16 protein-coding genes and 1 pseudogene are annotated in these 19,578 nt (G+C 72.1%); 13 read left to right on the top strand and 4 right to left on the bottom strand.

The features are described 5' to 3' along the window. Window positions 1–400, top strand: a pseudogene (locus ACFW2E_RS03445) (hypothetical protein); the annotation flags it as partial. A gap of 75 nt (window positions 401–475) precedes the next feature. Here ACFW2E_RS03445 and ACFW2E_RS03440 read toward each other — a convergent pair. Next, window positions 476–976, bottom strand: coding sequence for an Lrp/AsnC family transcriptional regulator (locus ACFW2E_RS03440; protein ID WP_384460663.1), 501 nt, complete (start codon window positions 974–976; stop codon window positions 476–478). Window positions 977–1,151: 175 nt separating this feature from the next. On the opposite strand from ACFW2E_RS03440, the gene pdhA (ACFW2E_RS03435) reads away from it, so the two are divergent. From pdhA (ACFW2E_RS03435) to ACFW2E_RS03405, 7 genes are read left to right on the top strand one after another with little or no spacing between them, the layout of a single operon-like run. Further along, window positions 1,152–2,285, top strand: coding sequence for a pyruvate dehydrogenase (acetyl-transferring) E1 component subunit alpha (pdhA, locus tag ACFW2E_RS03435; RefSeq protein WP_384460660.1), 1,134 nt, complete (start codon window positions 1,152–1,154; stop codon window positions 2,283–2,285). Then, entirely contained in the window at window positions 2,285–3,289 is a 1,005-nt protein-coding gene (locus ACFW2E_RS03430; protein WP_384460658.1) for an alpha-ketoacid dehydrogenase subunit beta, read from the top strand. Before pdhA (ACFW2E_RS03435) ends, ACFW2E_RS03430 begins: the two co-directional genes overlap by 1 nt. After that, window positions 3,289–4,704: a dihydrolipoamide acetyltransferase family protein gene (locus tag ACFW2E_RS03425; protein ID WP_384460655.1), complete on the top strand. Its 1,416-nt coding sequence runs from the start codon at window positions 3,289–3,291 to the stop codon at window positions 4,702–4,704. Before ACFW2E_RS03430 ends, ACFW2E_RS03425 begins: the two co-directional genes overlap by 1 nt. Window positions 4,705–4,743: 39 nt before the next feature. Next, complete coding sequence (locus tag ACFW2E_RS03420; RefSeq protein WP_384460654.1) at window positions 4,744–5,733, top strand: NTP transferase domain-containing protein; 990 nt, start codon at window positions 4,744–4,746, stop codon at window positions 5,731–5,733. After that, entirely contained in the window at window positions 5,730–7,106 is a 1,377-nt protein-coding gene (locus ACFW2E_RS03415; protein ID WP_384460651.1) for a molybdopterin molybdotransferase MoeA, read from the top strand. The genes ACFW2E_RS03420 and ACFW2E_RS03415 overlap by 4 nt, the downstream gene beginning before the upstream one ends. Continuing rightward, window positions 7,103–8,200 (top strand): potassium channel family protein, encoded by a 1,098-nt coding sequence (locus ACFW2E_RS03410; RefSeq protein WP_384460648.1) that lies wholly within the window; start codon window positions 7,103–7,105, stop codon window positions 8,198–8,200. Before ACFW2E_RS03415 ends, ACFW2E_RS03410 begins: the two co-directional genes overlap by 4 nt. Window positions 8,201–8,247: 47 nt before the next feature. Next, window positions 8,248–9,228, top strand: a complete 981-nt coding sequence (locus ACFW2E_RS03405; RefSeq protein ID WP_384460645.1) for an NAD(P)H-quinone oxidoreductase — start codon at window positions 8,248–8,250, stop codon at window positions 9,226–9,228. 7 nt (window positions 9,229–9,235) lie between these two features. On the opposite strand, the gene ACFW2E_RS03400 is transcribed toward ACFW2E_RS03405, so the two are convergent. Then, the gene (locus ACFW2E_RS03400; RefSeq protein WP_384460642.1) at window positions 9,236–9,799 is read right to left on the bottom strand and encodes a hypothetical protein; all 564 of its coding nucleotides are present in this window, start codon (window positions 9,797–9,799) and stop codon (window positions 9,236–9,238) included. A gap of 174 nt (window positions 9,800–9,973) precedes the next feature. Between ACFW2E_RS03400 and ACFW2E_RS03395 the strand changes: the two genes are divergently transcribed. Then, a complete protein-coding gene (locus ACFW2E_RS03395; RefSeq protein WP_384460669.1) occupies window positions 9,974–10,510 on the top strand; it encodes a bacterial proteasome activator family protein in 537 nt (178 codons plus the stop codon). A gap of 141 nt (window positions 10,511–10,651) precedes the next feature. Here the strand turns inward: ACFW2E_RS03395 and ACFW2E_RS03390 are convergent, their stop codons facing one another. Then, on the bottom strand, window positions 10,652–12,283 hold the full coding sequence (locus ACFW2E_RS03390; protein ID WP_384460639.1) for a protein kinase: 1,632 nt from the start codon (window positions 12,281–12,283) through the stop codon (window positions 10,652–10,654). A gap of 343 nt (window positions 12,284–12,626) precedes the next feature. Between ACFW2E_RS03390 and ACFW2E_RS03385 the strand changes: the two genes are divergently transcribed. After that, a complete protein-coding gene (locus tag ACFW2E_RS03385) occupies window positions 12,627–14,198 on the top strand; it encodes a protein kinase (protein WP_384460636.1) in 1,572 nt (523 codons plus the stop codon). A gap of 98 nt (window positions 14,199–14,296) precedes the next feature. Here the strand turns inward: ACFW2E_RS03385 and ACFW2E_RS03380 are convergent, their stop codons facing one another. Beyond that, window positions 14,297–15,340 carry a phosphotransferase gene (locus tag ACFW2E_RS03380; RefSeq protein ID WP_384460632.1) on the bottom strand — a complete coding sequence of 348 codons (1,044 nt, stop codon included), beginning with the start codon at window positions 15,338–15,340 and terminating at the stop codon, window positions 14,297–14,299. 489 nt (window positions 15,341–15,829) lie between these two features. Between ACFW2E_RS03380 and pdhA (ACFW2E_RS03375) the strand changes: the two genes are divergently transcribed. From pdhA (ACFW2E_RS03375) to ACFW2E_RS03365, 3 genes are read left to right on the top strand one after another with little or no spacing between them, the layout of a single operon-like run. Continuing rightward, on the top strand, window positions 15,830–17,020 hold the full coding sequence (pdhA, locus tag ACFW2E_RS03375; RefSeq protein WP_384460629.1) for a pyruvate dehydrogenase (acetyl-transferring) E1 component subunit alpha: 1,191 nt from the start codon (window positions 15,830–15,832) through the stop codon (window positions 17,018–17,020). Window position 17,021: 1 nt separating this feature from the next. Beyond that, window positions 17,022–17,999: an alpha-ketoacid dehydrogenase subunit beta gene (locus ACFW2E_RS03370; RefSeq protein WP_384460626.1), complete on the top strand. Its 978-nt coding sequence runs from the start codon at window positions 17,022–17,024 to the stop codon at window positions 17,997–17,999. 10 nt (window positions 18,000–18,009) lie between these two features. Further along, complete coding sequence (locus ACFW2E_RS03365; protein WP_384460623.1) at window positions 18,010–19,422, top strand: dihydrolipoamide acetyltransferase family protein; 1,413 nt, start codon at window positions 18,010–18,012, stop codon at window positions 19,420–19,422. Window positions 19,423–19,578: the final 156 nt, after the last annotated feature.

Below are 19,578 nucleotides of genomic sequence, written 5' to 3'. Positions count from 1 at the left end.
CGGGGGTTGTCTCTCGTGCACGGGGGCGGTCGCGCGGGGGGGGTGCGGCCCACAGAGGCCAGTGATATTGTCCCGCGCGGCCCCCACAGCCCAGGTCCTCATAGCCGAACTGCCCTACGTGACGCTGCTGCTGCGTGTGCGCGGCAACACCGACACCGAGCGGCGGGCCCTGGAGCGCCGCCGCGACTTCGACCACCAGGTGGCCGGTCTGCTGCAGGCGGCGGCCGCCGAGGGGGACGTGCGCGCGGACGTGGAGGTGCGTCTCGCCACCCGGCTGGTCTTCGGGATGATCAATTCTGTCGTCGAGTGGTACCGCCCGGACGGACGGGGGGCCAGCGAGCGGGAGGTGGCGGACGCCGTGGTGCGACTGGCCTTCGGAGGCCTGCGCCGGGACGGATGAGCCGGTCGGCCGGCCGGCCCTCCGGCGGGCCCCGTGCGGTGGGCCGGTCCTTCGGCGGGCCGGCCCGCCGGTGCATCAGCCCTCCGGCTCCAGGTCCTCCTCCTCGAACACCAGCAGGGTCCGTGTGCTGAGCACCTCCGGGATCGCCTGGAGCCGGGTGAGCACCAGCTCGCGCAGCGCCCTGTTGTCCGGCGTGTGCACCAGGAGCAGGACGTCGAAATCACCGCCCACCAGCGCGATGTGGGAAGCGCCGGGCAACTGTCTGAGCTGCTCGCGCACCGTGCGCCAGGTGTTCTGCACGATCTTCAGCGTGATGTACGCGGACGTGCCCTGACCCGCGCGTTCATGGTCGACGCGGGCTCCGAAACCGCGGATGACGCCGTCCTCGACGAGGCGGTTGATGCGCGCGTAGGCATTGGCGCGCGAGACATGCACGCGTTCGGCGACGGAGCGTATCGAGGCACGGCCGTCCGCCTGCAGTATCTGCAGGATGTCCTGATCAATGGCGTCCAGCGGGCGCGGGGGCGGCAGGACGATGCCGGCTTCCGGGCCCTCGGCCATTTGTTCAGGTGCCATGTCCCCCCGCCTTCCCGTCATGGACGTACTGCGTTCATTCCAGGTTGCGGAGAACCGTTTGTCCACAGCCTGACGGCGCCTGTAGCCAAAATGTGCCGACGACCGAACAATCGGTAGGTGAGGCGAGTCACAGGCGACGCGCCTCCCGTAGCCACTCCCACGAGGAGGTGCCGTCATGACGGTCATGGAGCAGCGAGGGGCCTACCGGCCTTCGCCGCCGCCCGCCTGGCAGCCCCGTATGGACCCCGCGCCGCTGCTGCCCGACACCGAGCCCTACCGCGTCCTCGGTACGGAGGCGGCCACGAAGGCCGACCCGGAGCTGCTGCGCCGGCTGTACAGCCAGCTGGTGCGCGGCCGTCGGTACAACGTGCAGGCCACCGCCCTCACCAAGCAGGGCCGCCTCGCCGTCTACCCCTCCAGCACCGGCCAGGAGGCCTGCGAGGTCGCCGCGGCGCTGGCCCTGGAGGAGCGCGACTGGCTCTTCCCCAGCTACCGGGACACACTCGCCGCGGTCGCCCGTGGAGTCGACCCCGTCGAGGCCCTCACCCTCCTGCGCGGCGACTGGCACACCGGCTACGACCCGTACGAGCACCGCGTGGCCCCCCTGTCCACGCCCCTCGCCACCCAGCTCCCGCACGCCGTCGGCCTCGCCCACGCCGCCCGCCTCAAGGGCGACGACGTGGTCGCGCTCGCGCTGGTCGGCGACGGCGGCACCAGCGAGGGCGACTTCCACGAAGCACTGAACTTCGCCGCCGTCTGGCAGGCACCGGTCGTCTTCCTGGTCCAGAACAACGGCTTCGCCATCTCCGTCCCGCTCGCCAAGCAGACCGCCGCCCCCTCGCTGGCCCACAAGGCCGTCGGGTACGGCATGCCGGGCCGGCTGGTCGACGGCAACGACGCCGCCGCCGTCCACGAGGTGCTCAGCGACGCCGTACGGCAGGCGCGCGCGGGAGGCGGCCCGACCCTCGTCGAGGCGGTGACGTACCGCATCGACGCCCACACCAACGCCGACGACGCCACCCGCTACCGCGGGGACGCCGAGGTCGAGGCCTGGCGCGAGCACGACCCGATCCAGCTGCTCGAGCGGGAGCTGACCGCCCGCGGACTGCTCGACGAGGACGGCGTGCGCGCCGCACGCGAGGACGCCGAGGCGATGGCCGCCGACCTGCGCGAGCGCATGAACCGGGACCCGGAGCTCAACCCCATGGACCTGTTCGACCACGTGTACGCCGAGCCCACCCCGCAACTGCTGGAGCAGCGCGCCCTTCTGCAGGCCGAGCTCGAGGCCGAGCAGGAAGGCGGTCACTGATGACCACCGTCGCAGTCAAGCCCGCCACCATGGCGCAGGCCCTCACGCGTGCGATGCGCGACGCGATGGCCGCCGACCCCGCCGTGCACGTCATGGGCGAGGACGTCGGCACGCTCGGCGGCGTCTTCCGGGTCACCGACGGACTCGCCAAGGAGTTCGGCGAGGACCGCTGCACGGACACCCCGCTCGCCGAGGCGGGCATCCTCGGCACGGCCGTCGGCATGGCGATGTACGGGCTGCGCCCGGTCGTGGAGATGCAGTTCGACGCGTTCGCCTACCCCGCCTTCGAGCAGCTCGTCAGCCACGTCGCCCGCATGCGCAACCGCACGCGCGGCAAGATGCCTCTGCCGATCACCATCCGGGTCCCCTACGGCGGCGGCATCGGCGGCGTCGAGCACCACAGCGACTCCTCCGAGGCGTACTACATGGCGACCCCGGGGCTCCACGTCGTCACGCCCGCCACCGTCGCCGACGCGTACGGGCTGCTGCGTGCCGCCATCGCCTCCGACGACCCGGTCGTCTTCCTGGAGCCCAAGCGCCTGTACTGGTCGAAGGACTCCTGGAACCCGGAGCACCCGACGGACGTCGAGCCGATCGGCCGCGCGGTGGTGCGGCGCACCGGCCGGAGCGCCACGCTCCTCACGTACGGGCCGTCCGTGTCCGTGTGCCTCGAAGCCGCCGAGGCGGCACAGGCGGAGGGCTGGGACCTCGAGGTCGTCGACCTGCGCTCCCTGGTGCCCTTCGACGACGAGACGGTCTGCGCGTCGGTGCGGCGCACCGGACGCGCGGTCGTCGTGCACGAGTCGGGCGGATTCGGCGGTCCCGGCGGGGAGATCGCGGCCCGGGTCACGGAGCGCTGCTTCCACCACCTGGAGGCCCCGGTGCTGCGCGTGGCCGGATTCGACATCCCCTACCCGCCGCCGATGCTGGAGCGGCACCACCTGCCCGGCGTCGACCGGATCCTGGACGCCGTCGCGCGTCTGCAGTGGGAGGCCGAGGGCTGATGGCACAGGTACTGGAGTTCAGGCTTCCCGACCTCGGGGAGGGGCTCACCGAGGCGGAAATCGTCCGCTGGCTGGTGCAGGTCGGCGACGTCGTCGCCATCGACCAGCCGGTCGTCGAGGTCGAGACGGCCAAGGCGATGGTCGAGGTCCCCTGCCCCTACGGCGGTGTCGTCACCGCCCGCTTCGGTGAGGAGGGCACGGAACTTCCCGTGGGAGCGCCACTGCTGACGGTGGCGGTGGGACCCGACACCTCCGGCGGTGAGAGCGAGGGTTCGGGCAACGTGCTGGTCGGCTACGGCACGTCGGAAGCGCCGGCGCGGCGACGCAGGGTGCGTACGGCACCGGTCGCGCCCGCCACGCGCGGCGGCGCGAACGGCGTCACCGGGACGGCCACGACCGCGGCACCCGTGGCCGCGGCACCCGCCGCGGCGGGCGCGACGTCCGGAACCACCACGGCGGGCGGTGCGTCCGCCGGGCGCGCGGGCACGCCGCACGCCGACGGTCCCGTCCCCGTGATCTCCCCGCTCGTGCGCCGGCTCGCCCGCGAGAACGGCCTGGACCTGCGGCAGCTCGTGGGCTCCGGTCCCGAAGGGCTGATCCTGCGTGCGGACGTCGAGGGCGCGCTCAAGGCCGGGACCGCGCACGCCGGTCCCGCGGCGGCACCCGCCCCGGCCCCGGCGGCGGGCCCGTCCAAGGCCGCCGTGACCTCCTCGGCGCCCGGCCCCGCGGGCACCCGCGTCCCCCTCAAGGGCATCCGCGGCGCGGTCGCCGACAAGCTCTCCCGCAGCCGCCGCGAGATCCCGGACGCCACCTGCTGGGTGGACGCCGACGCCACGGAACTCATGCGCGCGCGTGCGGCGATGAACGCGGCCGGGGGGCCGAAGATCTCCCTGCTCGCGCTCCTCGCCCGGATCTGCACCGCGGCTCTCGCCCGCTTCCCCGAGCTCAACTCCACGGTGGACATGGAGGCCCGCGAGATCGTCCGGCTGGACCAGGTGCACATCGGGTTCGCCGCGCAGACCGAGCGCGGGCTCGTCGTGCCCGTCGTACGGGACGCGCACGCGCGGGACGCGGAGGGACTGACCGCGGAGTTCGCGCGGCTGACCGAGGCCGCGCGCGCCGGGACACTGACGCCCGGCGAACTCACGGGCGGGACCTTCACGCTGAACAACTACGGGGTGTTCGGCGTCGACGGCTCCACGCCGATCATCAACCACCCCGAGGCGGCCATGCTCGGCGTCGGCCGCATCGTCCCCAAGCCGTGGGTGCACGAGGGCGAGCTCGCGGTGCGCCAGGTCGTCCAGCTCTCGCTCACCTTCGACCACCGGGTGTGCGACGGCGGCACGGCGGGCGGCTTCCTGCGGTACGTGGCGGACTGCGTGGAACAGCCGGCGGTGCTGCTGCGCACGCTGTGACCGGTTCCCTGTGATCAGGACGGCACGCATACTCGGAGGGTGACCGCCCACGAGCCCGCCGTCCCCGGCCCCGACGCGTCGTACGCCGACACGGAGTACGACGAGGCGGAGCACGACGACACGGAGTACGACGTCGTCGTGCTGGCCGGCGGTGCCGCGCGCCGGCTCGGCGGGGTCGACAAACCCCAGGTGCGGGTCGGCGGGCGCCCGTTGCTCGACCGGGTGCTCGCGGCCTGCGCGCGAGCGCGCGTGACCGTCGTCGTGGCCGATCCCCGGCCGACCGCGCGGCCCGTGCGCTGGGCCCGCGAGGAGCCGCCCGGCGGCGGACCGGTCGCCGCGCTCCACGCCGGGCTCCGCCGGACAGCGGCGGAACCCGCCCCGGCAGAACCCGCGCAGTACACCGTGGTGCTCTCCGCCGACCTGCCGTTCCTCGAAGAGGCCACCGTGCGCCGGCTGCTGACGGCCCTGCGCACCACCGGCACCGAGGGCGCGCTGCTCACCGATGCCGACGGCCGCGACCAGCCCCTCGTGGCCGCCTACCGCACGGCCGCCCTGTGCCGCGGGCTGGCGGCGCTCACCGAGGCCACGTCGACGGGCGGCTCCGCCCCGGACCGTGGCCTCTTTGGGATGCCCCTGCGCCGGCTCACCGGCGCGCTCGACCTCACCCGCGTCCCGGACCCGCTCGCGTCCTTCGACTGCGACACCTGGGACGACATCGCCACCGCCAGGACACGCATCAGGGAGCATGGGCACGTGTTGGATGAATGGATCTCCGCAGTCAAGGACGAGCTGGGCATCGACCTGGACGTCGACACCGGCGTCCTGCTCGACCTCGCACGTGACGCCGCCCACGGCGTGGCCCGCCCCGCCGCCCCACTGACCACCTTCCTCGTCGGCTACGCGGCCGCGCAGGGCAAGGGCGGCCCCGAAGCGGTGGCGGAGGCCGCCCGCAAGGCGGCGGCACTGGCACTGCGCTGGGAGGAAGAGAACGCCTCCCCGCAGCCCGCCCCGGGCCCGGACGCCGGATGACCGCCCGCGGCAGCAGGGCCGGCGGGCACGCCGAAGCGGACGCCGACGACCTCGACGTCGAGGAGGCACTCGCCCTCGTGAGGGAGCCCCAGGCAGAGCGCGACCCCACCCCCGGCGCACAGGTGCCCACGCCCCCCTCCGATGCGTGGCGCGCCTCCGACGACCGTCACCACAAGGCCACCTCGTGGCCCCGGGCCCGTGAGATCGCCGCCCGGGCCGCCCGCTCGGGCGCCCGCCGTGCCCGCGTCTCCGTGCCGCTCGGCGACGCCCTCGGCCTGGTCCTCGCCACTCCTCTCGACGCGCTCACCGACCTGCCCTCCTTCGACACGTCCGCGATGGACGGCTGGGCGGTCGCCGGACCCGGCCCCTGGGCCGTCCGCGCCGAGGGAGTCCTGGCAGGTCACGCGCAGCCCGAGCCGCTGACGGACGGGGAAGCGGTACGGATCGCGACCGGCGCCCGCATCCCGCCCGACACCACGGCCGTCCTGCGCAGTGAGCACGGCCGTACGGACGACAAGGGCCGTCTGCACCCCACCCGGGAGGTGGGCCACGGCCAGGACATCCGCCCCCGCGGCCAGGAGTGCCGAACGGGCGACCAGTTGCTGCCGGTCGGCACCCTCGTCACCCCCGCCGTGCTGGGGCTGGCCGCGGCCGCCGGATACGACAGCGTCACCACCGTCCCCCGCCCCCGCGCCGAGGTCCTCGTATTGGGCGACGAACTGCTGACCGAGGGGCTCCCGCGCGAGGGACTCATCCGGGACGCGCTCGGCCCGATGCTGCCGTCCTGGCTGCGGGCGCTCGGCGCCGAGGTCACCGGGGTGCGCCGGCTCGGCGACGACGCCAAGACCCTGCACAAGGCCGTCACCTCGTCCGACGCCGACCTCGTCATCACCACCGGCGGCACCGCGGCCGGTCCCGTCGACCACATCCACCCCACCCTGCGCCGCATCGGAGCCGAACTCCTCGTCGACGGGGTCAAGGTGCGCCCCGGTCACCCCATGCTGCTGGCCCGGACCAAGGAGAACCAGCACCTCGTCGGGCTGCCCGGAAACCCGCTCGCTGCCGTCTCCGGCCTGCTCACGCTCGCCGAACCGCTGCTGCGGACCCTCGCCGCGCATCCGGCGCCCGAACCGTACGCGCTGCCACTGCTGGAGGCGGTGCACGGGCACCCTTACGACACCCGGCTGATCCCCGTGGTGCTGCGTGACGACGGTGCCGCGCCGCTGCACTACAACGGCCCGGCGATGCTGCGCGGCATCGCCGCCGCCGACGCGCTCGCGGTCGTGCCGCCGGGCGGCGCCCGCCAGGGTCAGGAGACGGAACTCCTCGACCTGCCCTGGGCGACCGCCGGGATCGGGGTGTGTTTCACGTGAAACTTCCGGGCCATGACGCCATAGCCCGACAGGCGGACGAGCACCTGGTCACCCACCGGGTGAAACTGCCGAGGAAGGCGGTGGAGCGCCCGGTCCGCCAGGTCGTCAAACGGCTCTTGATGGCCCTGCTGGTGCTGGTCGCGACCGCGCTGATCGTCTACGCGGATCACGAGGGCTACAACGACAACTCCGACGGCTCCGTCGATCTGCTCGACGCGTTCTACTACGCGACCGTCACCCTCTCCACCACCGGGTACGGCGACATCACCCCGGTCAGCGACAGTGCCCGGCTCACCAACATCTTCGTCATCACGCCCCTGCGCGTGCTGTTCCTGATCATCCTGGTCGGTACCACGCTGGAGGTCCTCACCGAGCGCACCCGTGAGGAATGGCGTCTGACCCGCTGGAGGTCCACCTTGCGCGACCACACCGTCGTCATCGGCTTCGGCACGAAGGGGCGGTCGGCGATCCAGACCGTGTGCGCGACGGGGCTGCAGAAGGAGCAGGTCGTCGTCATCGACCCCAGCTCCAAGGTGATCGACGCGGCCGCGGCCGAGGGCTACGCGGGGGTCACGGGCGACGCTACGCGCAGCGAGGTGCTGAAGCGGGCCGAGGTGCACAGGGCCCGGCAGATCATCGTCGCGCCGCAGCGGGACGACACGGCCGTGCTCGTCACGCTCACCGCCCGGCAGCTCAACCGCGGTGCCAAGATCGTGGCCGCGGTGCGCGAGGAGGAGAACGCGCCGCTGCTCAAGCAGTCCGGCGCCGACGCCGTCATCACCAGTGCCAGCGCGGCGGGCCGGTTGCTCGGCCTGTCCGTGCTCAGCCCCGCCGCGGGCATGGTCATGGAGGACCTCATCCAGCAGGGCAGCGGTCTCGACATCGTGGAACGACCGGTGGTCAGGGCCGAGGCGGGCAAAGGCCCGCGCGAGACGGACGACCTGGTGGTGAGCGTCGTACGCGGGCACCGCGTGCTCGGTTACGACGATCCGTCCATCGGCGCCCTGCAGCTGACGGACCGGCTGATCACGATCGTCCGGGCGACGCCGGGGGCGCGGGTCACGCCGGACCTGCGGCCGTTGCCGCGGGACTGAGCGGGCCTTCCCGGGAGCCCGCCGTGGCGGGAGGTAGCGTCGCGGTCATGCATGCGATCACGATTCCCGAACCTGGTGGGCCCGAGGCGCTGGTGTGGGACGAGGTCCCCGATCCGGTGCCCGGCGAGGGCGAGGTGCTGGTCGAGGTGGTGGCCAGCGCGGTCAACCGGGCCGACATCCTGCAGCGGCAGGGCTTCTACAACCCGCCGCCCGGCGCCTCCCCGTACCCCGGACTGGAGTGCTCCGGCCGGATCGTCGCGCTCGGCTCCGGTGTCGCCGGCTGGGCCGTCGGCGACGAGGTGTGCGCGCTGCTCGCCGGCGGCGGCTATGCCGAGAAGGTCGCCGTCCCCGCCGGACAGCTGCTGCCGGTTCCCGAGGGCGTCGACCTCAAGCAGGCCGCCGCGCTGCCCGAGGTGGTCTGCACGGTCTGGTCGAACGTCTTCATGGTCTCCCACCTCCGCCCCGGCGAGACACTGCTCGTGCACGGCGGCTCCAGCGGTATCGGCACGATGGCGATCCAGCTCGCCAAGGCGGTCGGCGCGAAGATCGCGGTCACGGCCGGTACCCGGGAGAAGCTCGACCGCTGTGCCGAGCTGGGCGCCGACGTCCTGATCAATTACAAGGACCAGGACTTCGTCGCCGAGGTCAAGAAGGCGACGGACGGCGCGGGCGCCGACGTCATCCTCGACAACATGGGCGCGAAGTACCTGGACCGCAACGTCCAGACCCTCGCCGTGAACGGCCGGCTCGCGATCATCGGCCTCCAGGGCGGTGCCAAGGGCGAGCTGAACATCGGCGCGCTCCTCAACAAGCGGGCCGCCGTCAGCGCGACCTCGCTCCGCGCCCGCCCGCTTGCCGAGAAGGCGGCCATCGTCGCGGCCGTCCGCGAGCACGTCTGGCCTCTGGTCGCCGCCGGTCACGTCCGTCCGGTCGTCGACCGTGAGCTGCCGATGGCGGAGGCGGCCGAGGCCCACCGGGTGGTGGAGGCCAGCGGTCACGTCGGCAAGGTGCTGCTGATCGCGCCGTAGCGCGCTCTCAGCCCCTGCGCACCCGCAGTGCGAGGAACGCCAGCCCCAGCCCGAGCCCGATCAGGACCAGTCCGCTGCCCAGCGGCAGGATCTGCAGGACGGGCTCGGCATCGGGGGCTGCGGCGCGGGAGACGGCCTGCCTGGCGGGGTGCAGCGGTGGCGCGGAGGGTCCGACCGCCGCCTCCTGGGGCGACTCGGAGGGCGCCTCGGAGGGGGTCTGCTGGGCGCTCTCGGCTCCGCCCTCGTCGGGATCCGCCTCCTCCGATTCGGGGTCGGCGCCCTCCACCTGTGCCGCGGGTTCCTCCGGCCGTCCCGGCCGCAGCCGCCCCTCACCGGGCCGGCTCCCGGCCCGGGACGGACCGGCCGAGGCCGAGGCCGACACGGAGAGCGAGACCGAGGCGGAGGGCGAGGCGGAGCCGGAGGCGAAGGAGAGGGAAGAGGAGGGGGCGAGGGGGCCCGGGGGCGCGGCCTCCGCGCCGTACGCGGGCACGGCGCCGCACGGCACGGTTGCCGCACCCAGGACGAACGGCAGTCCCGCAGCGCGGAGCGTGAGACTCAGCCATGGAGTCACGGCGGTGACCTCCCGGAGCACAGTCGCCAAGACCGACGGAAAACCGACGGAAATAAGCCTCACATCCATGGATCATCCCGGCATTCCGGATTGGGCCGACGGGTCTAAACGGTGGATCAGCCCCCACAGGGGGCACCACGGTGATGAGGTGTAGGCGTGCGAGAGAATGGCGGCATGGAGATGCCGAGGAACGAAAGGTCACCGGAGAATCCCCAGATCCTGGTCCTGGGCCAGGACGGGACGGCTCTCGGTGGCGCAGGAGACGAGGACTCCCGCGAGACGCCGGTGACGGATCAGGTGGAGCAGCCCGCGAAGGTCATGCGCATCGGCAGCATGATCAAGCAGCTCCTTGAGGAGGTGCGTGCCGCTCCTCTGGACGAGGCGAGCCGGGCCCGGCTCAAGGAGATCCACCGCAGCTCGGTGAAGGAGCTGGAGGACGGTCTGGCCCCTGAGCTCGTCGAGGAGCTGGAGCGGATCTCCCTGCCGTTCACGGACGGGGTGACGCCGAGCGACGCCGAACTGCGCATCGCGCAGGCCCAGCTGGTCGGCTGGCTCGAGGGGCTGTTCCACGGGATCCAGACGACGCTGTTCGCCCAGCAGATGGCCGCGAGGGCCCAGCTGGAGCAGATGCGCCGCGCCCTTCCGCCGGGCATGGGCCACGAAGGCGACGACGGGCACATGGGCGGCCGGTCGGGCGGGCCGTACCTGTAGAACCCCCGCGTACGTCTGCCCGTATCCGCGACTTCCTGTCCGTACCAAGGGCCCGGCACCGGCTGCCGGGCCCCTTCTTCATGCCTGCTTCTTCATGCCTGCTTCTTCATGCGTGCGTCTTCTTCATGCGCGCGTCCGGGGTCAGCCGGTCGGCGGGTTGCCGGACGAGACGTTGAGCTGGATCTCCACGTCCTTCGGGGCGACGTCCGAGCCGGCGGCGGGGAGCTGGTTGATGACCGCGCCCTCGCCGTAGGTGTTCTCGTCGACCTGCACGATCTTCACGGTCCAGCCGGCGGCTTGCGCGCAGGCCTTGACCGACTTGATGTACTTGAAGCGGAAGTCGGGGAGCTGGATCTTCTTGGGGTCGTCGTACGACTCCGACGGCTCCGTGCACTCGGTGGTCTCGATCGTCTTCGACGTGTCCGGACCGCGGTAGCCCTCCGTGTGTCCGGAGGCCGAGCTGCTCGCGCTGCTCCCGCCGCCCTTGGTGCCGTCGTCGCCGTTGTTCAGGCTCAGCGCGACGATCAGGCCGGCGACCGCGACCAGGGACACCACGATCGAGCCGATGATCACCGGCTTGTTGCCCTTGCCGCCGCCCCCGCCCGAGGACGGGACCGCGGTCTGGGGCGTGATGTTGTACGGCGGCGGAGTGGACGGTGTCTGCTGCCCGTATCCGACCGAAGGCGTCTGGTAGCCGCCGTGCTGCGGGTAGCCGTAGGACGGAGCGGGCGCCGCGGTGCCGTACGGGCTGGGGGCCGGGGTCGGCTGGTACGGGGTCTGTACGGGCCCGGTGGGTGCCGGGGTGGCCTGACCGACCGGCGGGAACACCGCGGAGCCGACGCCCGCGCCGCTCTGCGACGGGGTGCCCGGCACGATGCTCGGCGGGGCCGCCTGGACGGACGCGGCGACGCGCAGGCACTCGTCGCGCATGGACTCGGCGGACGGGAAGCGCTCGTTCGGGTTCTTCTTCAGCGCGCGGGCGACCAGTGCGTCGACGGCCGGGGGCAGCGAACGGTTGATCGAGGAAGGAGCCACCGGCTCCTCCTGCACATGCGCGTAGGCGATGGCCAGCGGGGAGTCCGCCTCGAACGGCAGCCGCCCGGTGACCAGCTGGAACAGCATGATGCCGACCGAGTACAGGTCGGAGCGGGCGTCCACGCCCCGGCCCAGGGCTTGCTCGGGCGAGAGGTACTGAGGGGTGCCGACGACCATGCCGGTCTGTGTCATGGAGGTGACACCGGACTGCATGGCGCGGGCGATGCCGAAGTCCATCACCTTGACGACGCCGCGCTTGGTCATCATCACGTTGCCGGGCTTGATGTCGCGGTGGACCAGCCCCATCTCGTGGCTGATCTCCAGTGCGGCCAGCACATCGGCGGTGATCTTCAGCGCCTGGTCGACGGGCATCGCGCCCTGCTGACGCACGTACTCGTCGAGTACCGAGCCGAGCGGGCGGCCCTCGATGTACTCCATGACGATGTACGGCATCGTCGCGCCGTCGAGGTCGTCCTCACCGGTGTCGAAGACGGACACGATGTTGGTGTGCGTGAGCTTGGCCACTGCCTGGGCCTCGCGGCGGAACCGCTCGCGGAAGGCCTGTTCTCGGCCCAGCTCGGTGTGGAGCGTCTTGATCGCGACCTGGCGGTCCAGCACCGAGTCGTACGCCAGGTGCACCGAGGCCATGCCGCCTTCGCCGAGCAAGTCGCGCAGCTGGTAGCGGCCACCGGCGAGCGCCCGCCCCGCGTACCGGCCCTGTGCGCCGTCCTGGCTCATCTTTCCCCGTCCCCCACTAGACCGTCAGGCGCCGTCGTCGACCGGCCGTCGTTGATCGAATGTGTCATTCCCGGCCAAGTCTGCCCCAGGGCACAGACACGTCAAGCGCGGTGCCCGTTCCGTGACCGTACGCGAAAGAAGCGTCGCGGAAGCGTTACAGCGGCCGTACGCACGGCACACAGAATTTGCACGACAGCGCGTGCTACGGGTTTCATGACCGGTCCGTCTCAGGTCGGTCCCGGTATCCATCTCGGACCGGAGGCTTGCGCGGAGGCTGTAGCGTGGCCGACGGAGACCGTAACAACACCGCGCGCACCGCGGGCAGAAACGACGGCGAGGACTGATGGCACAGACGCAGCGCGCCCAGGGCCCGTCCGACCCCGAGGCGTCCGGCGGAGGCATGTCAGACGCGCCGGAGATGTGGGGCAACGGAGGGCTCGTCGGCGACGGCCGGTACCGGCTGACCCACCGGCTCGGCCGGGGCGGCATGGCCGAGGTGTTCGCGGCCGAGGACGTGCGCCTCGGACGCACGGTCGCGGTCAAGTTGCTGCGCGCCGACCTCGCCGAGGACCCGACCTCCAAGGCCCGCTTCACGCGCGAGGCCCAGTCGGTGGCCGGCCTCAACCACCACGCGATCGTCGCCGTCTACGACTCCGGCGAGGACTTCGTGGGCGGCCAGTCGGTGCCGTACATCGTGATGGAGCTGGTCGAGGGCCGCACCATTCGCGATCTGCTGCTCAACGCCGAGGCGCCGGGCCCCGAACAGGCCCTGATCATCGTCTCCGGCGTCCTCGAGGCGCTGGCCTACTCGCACCAGCACGGCATCGTGCACCGCGACATCAAGCCGGCCAACGTCATCATCACCACCAACGGTGCCGTCAAGGTGATGGACTTCGGCATCGCCCGCGCCCTGCACGGCGCGTCCACGACGATGACGCAGACCGGCATGGTCATGGGCACCCCGCAGTACCTCTCCCCGGAGCAGGCGCTCGGCAAGGCCGTCGACCACCGCTCCGACCTGTACGCGGTGGGCTGTCTGCTGTACGAACTCCTGGCCCTGCGGCCCCCGTTCACGGGTGAGACCCCGCTGTCGGTGGTCTACCAGCATGTCCAGGACATCCCCGTCCCGCCGTCCGAGAACTCGGACAGCTCGCCGCCCGAGCTCGACGGCCTGGTCATGCGCTCGCTCGCCAAGGAGCCGGACGACCGCTTCCAGACGGCCGAGGAGATGCGCGGCCTGGTCCAGTACGGCCTGCAGATGCTGTACGACATGGGTGGCCACACGGGCACCTGGAACACCGGGCCCGTCGCGATGCACGACGGCCGGCACACCCCCGCGGGCGGCTTCGGCGGCACGACCGCGATGCCGCACCCCGGAGAGTTCGGCGCCGGCACCACCCAGATCCCGCAGCCGATCCTGCCCGCCGGTTACGGCAACGGGGACGACGGCGGCTTCGAGGGGTACGGCAACAAGGGCAGCGGCCGCGGCAAGCTGTGGATCCTCGCCGTCCTCGCGGTGATCGCCATCGCGGCGGGCGTGGCTCTGGCGCTGAACAACACCGGCAACGGCAAAGGTGGTTCGGGCGACAGGCCGACCCCGACGAGCTCGCACAGCAAGAAAAGCGAGAAGGCCTCGCAGAGCCCGACCGACGACGCGACGGACGAGCCCTCGGACCCGGCCACGGACGACTCGTCGGACACGAACGACGGCGGCGGCTACACGCCCTCGCCCACCCCGTCGTACACCCAGTCCGACACCGCGACCAGCGACCCGACCGACGAGCCGACGGACCCCGAGACGTCCGACGAGCCGACGGACCCGGGGACCTCGTCGCAGCCGCAGTCCTCGGGTCCGGCGACGGACCCGACGGGCGGCACGGACCCCGGCACCACCGACGGCCCGGGCAACGGTTGAAGGACTCCGTCCTCGACGCCGTCCCGCTGAGACGTCACCCACGCGCGCGTGCGAACCCGGCCGGGCTCCACGCGCGCGTGGCGTTCGCGTGAGCCTCGTCATTTCACGAAGGCGTCGCACACGGCGTCGTACTCGCGCGTCCACCACACCGCGAGCGCCGAGGCGGCCGGGAACTGGGGGTCCGCGCGGGTGTCGCCGCGCTCGTAGTGCCAGCGCAGCATCCAGAAGTCGTTGAGCCGCTCCCACCAGACGCGGTGCACGGCCGCCGCGAGCTCGGAGGGCGTGGCCCCGGCGGCGCGCCGGTACGCGCACGCGTACGCCCGCGCCTTCGGCAGATCGAGGGTGCCGTCGGGCCTCACGAAGAAGATCGCGGCCGCGCGTACGGCCTCCTCGGCGCGCGGTTGCACGCCGAGCCGGTCCCAGTCGACGATCGCGGCGGGCGCGTCTCCCTTGTAGAGCAGGTTGAAGGGGTGGAAGTCCCCGTGGACCCAGCCCACCGAGCCGCCGCGCGGAGGGCGCCGGTCCGCGTGCTGTTCGAGGAGCGCGCGGCGTTCGAGCAGGCGGTGCCGGGCCAGTTCGTCGAAGGCGTCGGACGGGCGGTGGCGCCGGACGTGGGCGAGCAGGTCGTCGATGAGGGCGAAGGTGTCGGCGGGGTCGGCGCTCCGCACGGGGTGGGGGCTCGTCGCGGGGCGGGTGCGTCCCTTGGGGGGCATCACGTGCTCCAGGGCGGCGTGGACGGCCCCCAGGAGCGCTCCGAGGCGCACGCACTGGTCCTGGGTGAGCTGGCCGCCGTGGCGGTGCCTGCCGTCGATCCAGGGGTGCAGGGCGTAGGCGTGGCCGCCGACGACGGCGACGGTGCGTCCGTCGCGGCCGGGGAGCGGCGGGGCGACCGGGACGCCGAGGTCGGCCAGGCGCTGGGTGGCGCGATGCCGGCGCTCGATCGCGGCCGGGTCTGCGGTGTCGGGGTCGAAGTGGTGCTTGAGGAAGTAGCGGCCGCGGGTGGTGCACAGGCGGTAACCACGGTTGAGCAGCCCCTGCTCGACCGGCTCGCAGGTGAGGGCGGAACCGGCGGCGTAACGGCGGAGCAGGGCGCCCAGAGGGGGCGCATGAGGTACACGGGGTGGTACACATGAGCGCGGCACGCGCCAGATGTTAGGGCAACCACGAGGCCGGTGAGCTGGGGGTTGTCACAGGCAGTCGCATTCGTTCACAGTAAGTGCTCGATGTGTCGTCGGGGTCCACGGCTGCGACCGGGCCCGCCGGCCGGCGCGGGCGACCCCCGCCGGGCTCTCCGCGCCTCCCCGATGCCGTCCGCGATCGATGGCGGCGACTCTTCCCGTGAGCTGGGTGGCCGGGATAACGTGCCGTTGCTCCGGCCTCCTGCAAGGCTGTGACCAGCGACCTTCCAGTCCGCGCCGATTTACTTGGAAATCCAAGCAAAAACGCAGGTCAGGTGGGGTTTCACAGAAATGTGGAGCACTGGGTAACGTGAAGACTGCAGGGCGCTCGCCGGGGCACCTGTCACGCCTGTTCCCGGCCGAGCGGCACCCACCCCGTGCACGGGTTTCGGAACAGGTGAGCCGCACTGGCCCACCGGCAACCCCGGGGGCCGGACCGACGGAGGAGCACACGTGACCGTGGACAGCAGTGCCGCGAGCAAGCCGCGACGCAGCGCCGCAGGGAAGGCCGGCACCACCGGCACCAAGCGCACCACCCGCACCACCGCCAAGAAGAGCGTCGAACCCGAGCTCGTGCAGCTGCTGACGCCCGAGGGCAAGCGGGTGAAGAACGCCGAGTACGACGGGTACGTCGCCGGCATCACGCCGGACGAGCTGCGCGGTCTGTACCGCGACATGGTGCTCACCCGCCGTTTCGACGCGGAGGCCACCTCGCTGCAGCGCCAGGGCGAGCTGGGCCTGTGGGCCTCGCTCCTCGGCCAGGAGGCCGCCCAGATCGGCTCCGGCCGGGCGACCCGCGAGGACGACTACGTCTTCCCGACCTACCGCGAGCACGGCGTCGCCTGGTGCCGCGGGGTCGACCCGACCAACCTGCTCGGCATGTTCCGCGGTGTGAACAATGGCGGCTGGGACCCGAACAGCAACAACTTCCACCTCTACACGATCGTCATCGGCTCGCAGGCGCTGCACGCCACGGGCTACGCGATGGGCGTGGCCAAGGACGGCGCGGACTCGGCGGTCATCGCCTACTTCGGCGACGGCGCCTCCAGCCAGGGCGACGTGTCCGAGGCCTTCAACTTCGCCGCGGTCTACAACGCCCCCGTCGTGTTCTTCTGCCAGAACAACCAGTGGGCGATCTCCGAGCCGACCGAGAAGCAGACCCGTGTGCCGCTCTACCAGCGCGCCCAGGGCTTCGGCTTCCCCGGTGTCCGGGTGGACGGCAACGACGTGCTGGCCTGCCTCGCGGCCACCAAGTGGGCGCTGGAGCGCGCGCGCACCGGTGAGGGCCCGACGCTGATCGAGGCGTACACGTACCGCATGGGTGCCCACACCACCTCCGACGACCCGAGCCGCTACCGTCACGACGACGAGCGGGCCTCCTGGGAGGCGAAGGACCCGATCCTGCGCCTTCGCCGGTACCTGGAGTCCGGAAACCACGCGGACGAGGGATTCTTCGCGGAACTCGAAGCGGAGAGCGAGGCGTTGGGCAAACGAGTGCGCGAGGTGGTCCGTGCCATGCCGGACCCGGACGACTTCGCCATCTTCGAGAACGTGTACGCGGACGGGCATGCGCTCGTCGACGAGGAGCGAGCCCAGTTCGCCGCCTACCAGGCGTCGTTCGCGGACGCAGAGGGGGGCAACTGAAATGGCCGAGAAGATGGCGCTCGCCAAGGCGATCAACGAGTCCCTGCGCAAGGCCCTGGAGTCCGACCCGAAGGTCCTCATCATGGGTGAGGACGTCGGCAAGCTCGGCGGTGTCTTCCGTGTGACGGACGGTCTGCAGAAGGACTTCGGCGAGAGCCGGGTCATCGACACCCCGCTGGCCGAGTCCGGCATCGTCGGCACCGCGATCGGTCTGGCCCTGCGCGGCTACCGCCCGGTGGTGGAGATCCAGTTCGACGGTTTCGTCTTCCCCGCGTACGACCAGATCGTCACGCAGCTCGCGAAGATGCACGCCCGCTCCCTGGGCAAGGTCAAGATGCCCGTCGTCATCCGCATTCCCTACGGCGGTGGCATCGGCGCGGTCGAGCACCACTCCGAGTCCCCGGAGGCGCTGTTCGCGCACGTGGCCGGTCTGAAGATCGTCAGCCCCTCCAACGCGTCGGACGCGTACTGGATGATGCAGCAGGCCATCCAGAGCGACGACCCGGTGATCTACTTCGAGCCCAAGCGGCGCTACTGGGACAAGGCCGAGGTCAACACGGAGGCCATCCCGGGCCCGCTGCACAAGGCGCGGGTGGTCCGTGAGGGCACCGACCTGACCCTCGCCGCCTACGGCCCGATGGTGAAGCTCTGCCAGGAGGTGGCCGACGCGGCCGCCGAGGAGGGCAAGTCCCTGGAGGTCGTGGACCTGCGCTCGGTCTCCCCGCTCGACTTCGACACGATCCAGTCCTCGGTGGAGAAGACCCGCCGCCTGGTCGTGGTCCACGAGGCGCCGGTGTTCTTCGGGTCGGGCGCGGAGATCGCCGCCCGGATCACGGAGCGCTGCTTCTACCACCTGGAGGCCCCGGTGCTCCGGGTGGGCGGCTACCACGCGCCGTATCCGCCGGCACGTCTGGAGGAGTCCTACCTTCCGGACCTGGACCGGGTGCTCGACGCCGTCGACCGTGCCCTGGCGTACTGAGGAGAGGGTCGTGACGACGATGACGGAAGCGTCCGTGCGCGAGTTCAAGATGCCCGACGTGGGTGAGGGACTCACCGAGGCCGAGATCCTCAAGTGGTACGTACAGCCGGGCGACACGGTGACCGACGGTCAGGCGGTGTGCGAGGTCGAGACCGCGAAGGCGGCCGTCGAACTGCCCATCCCCTACGACGGCGTGGTCCGCGAGCTGCGTTTCCCCGAGGGCACCACGGTGGACGTGGGCACGGCGATCATCACGGTCGACGTGGCCGGCGGCACCGCCGCCGAGGCACCCGCCGAGGCGCCTGCCGCAGCACCCGCCGAGCAGCCCGCGGCGGAACAGGCCGAGGAGGAGCCGAAGCCGGAGGGCCGCCAGCCGGTCCTCGTCGGGTACGGCGTCGCCACCTCCTCCACCAAGCGCCGCCCCCGCAAGGGCACCCAGGCCGCGGCCCCGGAGGCGGCCCAGGCGATCCGGACCGAGCTGAACGGCCACGGTCCGGGCGTCGCCGCCCAGCAGCGCCCGCTGGCCAAGCCCCCGGTGCGCAAGCTGGCCAAGGACCTCGGCGTCGACCTGGCCACGGTGATCCCCTCGGGCCCGGACGGCATCATCACGCGTGATGACGTGCACGCGGCGGTCGCGCCCGCACCGGCCGCGCCCGCGGCTCCGGCGCCGGCCGCATCCGCGGTCGTGACGCCTCCGGCTCCGGTGGTGGCGTACGACGGGGCGCGCGAGACCCGGATCCCGGTCAAGGGCGTCCGCAAGATGACCGCCCAGGCCATGGTCGGCTCGGCGTTCACCGCGCCGCACGTCACGGAGTTCGTGACGGTGGACGTGACGCGCACGATGAGGCTGGTCGAGGAGCTGAAGCAGGACAAGGAGTTCCAGGGCCTGCGCGTCAACCCGCTCCTGCTGATCGCCAAGGCCCTGCTGGTCGCCATCAAGCGCAACCCGGACATCAACGCGTCCTGGGACGAGGCGAACCAGGAGATCGTGCTCAAGCACTACGTCAACCTGGGCATCGCCGCCGCCACCCCGCGCGGCCTGATCGTCCCGAACGTCAAGGACGCGCACGCCAAGACGCTCCCGCAGCTCGCGGAAGCCCTCGGCGAGCTGGTGTCGACGGCGAGGGAGGGCAAGACGTCCCCCGCCGCCATGCAGGGCGGCACCGTGACGATCACCAACGTCGGCGTCTTCGGCGTCGACACCGGCACACCGATCCTCAACCCCGGTGAGTCCGCGATCCTCGCGGTCGGCGCCATCAAGCTCCAGCCGTGGGTCCACAAGGGCAAGGTCAAGCCGCGTCAGGTCACCACCCTGGCGCTCAGCTTCGACCACCGCCTGGTCGACGGCGAGCTGGGCTCCAAGGTGCTGGCGGACGTGGCCGCGATCCTGGAGGAGCCGAAGCGGCTGATCACCTGGGCGTGACGACCGTCACGGGATAGCCGCGGAGACCGTGAGGGGGGGGGGGGGCGACCCAGCCCGTGGGACGGGCCCCCGCGAGCTGTCTAGAATAGAGTGAGGGTCGGGTGCAGCGCCGCCCCCCCCCGCCCCCCCCGCCGGCGGGCGAGAGGGGGTGCTCGC

The sequence above is a fragment of the Streptomyces sp. NPDC058964 genome, assembly GCF_042741275.1.
Classification (GTDB): domain Bacteria; phylum Actinomycetota; class Actinomycetes; order Streptomycetales; family Streptomycetaceae; genus Streptomyces.
Note: the sequence above shows the minus strand (reverse complement) of the source record. Positions and strands in the feature narration are given on the sequence as shown.

Excerpts from the sequence above, each read along its gene's own strand:
- ACFW2E_RS03395 (WP_384460669.1), top strand. The coding sequence starts at position 9,974 with ATGGAGATGCCGAGGAACGAAAGGTCACCGGAGAATCCCCAGATCCTG.
- ACFW2E_RS03430 (WP_384460658.1), top strand. The coding sequence starts at position 2,285 with ATGACCACCGTCGCAGTCAAGCCCGCCACCATGGCGCAGGCCCTCACG.
- ACFW2E_RS03385 (WP_384460636.1), top strand. The coding sequence starts at position 12,627 with ATGGCACAGACGCAGCGCGCCCAGGGCCCGTCCGACCCCGAGGCGTCC.
- ACFW2E_RS03425 (WP_384460655.1), top strand. The coding sequence starts at position 3,289 with ATGGCACAGGTACTGGAGTTCAGGCTTCCCGACCTCGGGGAGGGGCTC.
- ACFW2E_RS03405 (WP_384460645.1), top strand. The coding sequence starts at position 8,248 with ATGCATGCGATCACGATTCCCGAACCTGGTGGGCCCGAGGCGCTGGTG.
- ACFW2E_RS03415 (WP_384460651.1), top strand. The coding sequence starts at position 5,730 with ATGACCGCCCGCGGCAGCAGGGCCGGCGGGCACGCCGAAGCGGACGCC.
- ACFW2E_RS03390 (WP_384460639.1), bottom strand. The coding sequence starts at position 12,283 with ATGAGCCAGGACGGCGCACAGGGCCGGTACGCGGGGCGGGCGCTCGCC.
- pdhA (WP_384460660.1), top strand. The coding sequence starts at position 1,152 with ATGACGGTCATGGAGCAGCGAGGGGCCTACCGGCCTTCGCCGCCGCCC.
- ACFW2E_RS03370 (WP_384460626.1), top strand. The coding sequence starts at position 17,022 with ATGGCCGAGAAGATGGCGCTCGCCAAGGCGATCAACGAGTCCCTGCGC.
- ACFW2E_RS03440 (WP_384460663.1), bottom strand. The coding sequence starts at position 976 with ATGGCACCTGAACAAATGGCCGAGGGCCCGGAAGCCGGCATCGTCCTG.